Origin of the sequence: Alteromonas sp. DY56-G5 (genome assembly GCF_041414725.1) — a bacterium.
Classification (GTDB): domain Bacteria; phylum Pseudomonadota; class Gammaproteobacteria; order Enterobacterales; family Alteromonadaceae; genus Alteromonas; species Alteromonas macleodii.
On sequence record NZ_JANHZQ010000104.1, the window covers coordinates 1 to 2,589 of the forward strand.

At 39.4% G+C, this 2,589-nt stretch carries 4 protein-coding genes and 1 pseudogene; 1 reads left to right on the forward strand and 4 read right to left on the reverse strand.

Annotated elements, in window-relative coordinates; all coding sequences use genetic code 11:
• Positions 1 to 260 precede the first annotated feature (260 nt).
• On the forward strand, positions 261 to 530 hold the full coding sequence (locus NO989_RS21665) for a response regulator (protein WP_015068647.1): 270 nt from the start codon (positions 261 to 263) through the stop codon (positions 528 to 530).
• A gap of 86 nt (positions 531 to 616) precedes the next feature.
• Here the strand turns inward: NO989_RS21665 and NO989_RS21670 are convergent, their stop codons facing one another.
• The 4 genes and pseudogenes from NO989_RS21670 to NO989_RS21685 form a co-directional block, all read right to left on the reverse strand.
• Positions 617 to 769: a hypothetical protein gene (locus NO989_RS21670; RefSeq protein WP_020742482.1), complete on the reverse strand. Its 153-nt coding sequence runs from the start codon at positions 767 to 769 to the stop codon at positions 617 to 619.
• Positions 770 to 790: 21 nt separating this feature from the next.
• Positions 791 to 1,237 carry a MaoC family dehydratase gene (locus NO989_RS21675; RefSeq protein ID WP_015068648.1) on the reverse strand — a complete coding sequence of 149 codons (447 nt, stop codon included), beginning with the start codon at positions 1,235 to 1,237 and terminating at the stop codon, positions 791 to 793.
• A complete protein-coding gene (locus NO989_RS21680) occupies positions 1,237 to 2,370 on the reverse strand; it encodes a radical SAM protein (RefSeq protein WP_015068649.1) in 1,134 nt (377 codons plus the stop codon). The genes NO989_RS21675 and NO989_RS21680 overlap by 1 nt, the downstream gene beginning before the upstream one ends.
• A gap of 23 nt (positions 2,371 to 2,393) precedes the next feature.
• Positions 2,394 to 2,589 (reverse strand): annotated as a pseudogene (locus tag NO989_RS21685) (phenylacetic acid degradation protein); the annotation flags it as partial.

Sequence of the window (2,589 nt, forward strand, 5' to 3'; positions counted from 1 at the left end):
ATGGGGTTTTGCGCCCATCCCCTCGAAATCGGCATCAGAATGATGACGGCCAAATGAACGCGCTTTTTGTGAATTCTTCGAAAAACTGCCAAATAATTAAAAATAGGCATAGATAACTAAAATGATAAAAGCTTCTGCTGTGAGAATGACCCTCATGCTTGTTCAAGCAATAACTGCGCGTACAGTGAAATAGTCTTTTGACTAATGGTAGACATCGCCAAGACTATTACTACTAGTAGACAAAGTTGTGAGGTGTCCACATGTCTAAAGATGTAAATAAGCTACTCGCAGGTCAACTTCTGATTGTTGAAGATGACGCCATTACTTCTGAACTTATATCAAACAACCTCACAGCATTAAAGAAAATCCGTATTGTTGCAAACGGTAAAAGTGCAGTTAAGTTTTGCCAATTGTATAAACCAGATATCATTGTGCTAGATGTTTACTTACCAGACATCAATGGTATTGAGCGCTACCGACTTCCTAAAGAAGCCACTATCTCTCTCAACTCTTCAACAATGACTTGTTAAACACTTGAATACTTCAAAACAATTAGAAACATATCGAGAGTTGATACATGTAGATCAATTGACTGGTGTGTTTAGTCGGTACTATTTTAGTATGCACTCAATACATCATAAGCGGCATTTTCATCAGCATGGACAGTAGTTGAGCCGCAGATATGCTTTGTCATCGCTGCTTCAACGGCATCTGAATTTTCAGAACGAATAATAACAAGTAAACTTGAGGGGCGTTTTCGGGTTAGCAATCAACACCCCTCTAAATAGTTCTAGTAGAGGATGATGCTTGCGTTTGCTCTAACTGTCACATTGCCAGCTGGATCGATAATAGTACCCGCATTGGCGTAAATTGTACCGCCGAGACTCTTTTTATACTCCTTTGACTGTACAACCCAATTCATAGTGTAGATTGTATTGGGTTTTATCGGTGCTGTGAACTTTACATCCATGTGAGCTCCAAGCATAGGACCAAATTTCATGAAGTGAGTAGGAAGAAGAGCGGAAAATACTGCAGTGATATGGCTGCCACTTGCAATAATCCCTCCAAGACGAATTGTTTGTTCGTTATCTGGGTCATTATGTACAGGATTTAAATCGCCAATGAACTTGGCTCCATCTACTACTTCCTTCTCACTTAAGAGTAATTGGGACTCAATGATGTAGCCTACGTCTGGCAAATATTCTTTCTGCTCCTGAACGCTTTGCATAGATTGCATTAGCCAACCTCCTTTAGAAGATGGTGCTGATTTCTCAGATTAAGATTTTCGCTAGTTTGCAATGATGGCGCGGAATAGCGGAAATCATGAGCCCATACAAATTGATGCCAATAGCTCTCTGCAATCTCAATCCATATTTTGAGTAGATTTTCATCTTTGACGAATCTCTTTTGATTTATCATTATCCAACTCATTACAGCTTGGCTGTCTCTACAATCCTCGCAATGTCCTGAAGTGCAGCAAAAGTTTACCGTTTTGCAGTCTGAGGCGTAGGCATTAAATCCTGGAAGTACAGCATTACCGTTCTTAATTCTTTCAGCATTTTGTGGATGGTCTACACTCACACTGGGGCAAACATCATATCCAAAATCTCCCCAGTGACTTTTCCCTGTTACCATAGCTTCAATGTAGTAAGGGTGGCTAGCGAGTGTCTCTGGAAACAACTCCCTGACTCGCAAAATTTCATCAAGTAATCTTTTTTCGTACTTGGTCCGGAGTGGATCGCTCGTACCATACTTACTATAAAAATTAACTGAGACTGTATTTCCATTTTCCGATATTTTTCTCACTGTCTCTTCGATATGAGCAATTCCATCTTCAGTCACTGCAAAAATGAAATGGGCTCTCGGATCATATTTATAGTTCTTAAGAGCAGTCTCAAATAGACCCGAAAAGGAGTTTCCGTTAGGTTTGATCGCTCGCAGGTCATCGTCTAGAGAGCCACCACCAAACAAAGAGATTAAAACCGAAAAATCCTTAAAGCCTTCTTTGGGCAAAGCTTTAAGACCATTGGTTGATATGCTATTAAACTCCATAATCTCAGCAAATAATTCGAGTCTTTTGGGATGGAGCGTAGGCTCGCCTCCTATAATCAGACTAGTATTGATACCTCTATTCCTCTCAGAGATAAGAAACTTTTTAATTTCATCCTTTTTGGACAAATCTTTTGTTCTTTTGTCAAAGTCATATTCAAAAAACCAACAACCTTTACACCTTATATTGCACGCTGTAGTGATTAAATACTCTGACACTCTAACTCTTGAACTAATTTGTTTAATCCGTTGATAACGAGCATAATATTCAAAGTCACCGTTAAGCCTTTTAAATATTGCATTTTTGGTAACATCTTTCATAAGCAAATCCTTCTAGCATAAGATTAGAGAAACTTTCTGTTTGCAGTATCGTCTGGTACATGAAGTCCAAGAGCTTCTAATTTTCTTCTGGCCTTTTCCGCAAATTCGTTGCGTGCAACGGAATATGACTTTTGCCTCAACCCGTATTTCACGTACAATTCTGACCTTGGGGAATCACTTCTGCCAAAGGTATCAAGTGTTACTGGCCACATTCTTATA

Coding starts and splice junctions, on each gene's coding strand:
- NO989_RS21665 (WP_015068647.1), top strand. CDS start 261: ATGTCTAAAGATGTAAATAAGCTACTCGCAGGTCAACTTCTGATTGTT.
- NO989_RS21675 (WP_015068648.1), bottom strand. CDS start 1,237: ATGCAATCTATGCAAAGCGTTCAGGAGCAGAAAGAATATTTGCCAGAC.
- NO989_RS21680 (WP_015068649.1), bottom strand. CDS start 2,370: ATGAAAGATGTTACCAAAAATGCAATATTTAAAAGGCTTAACGGTGAC.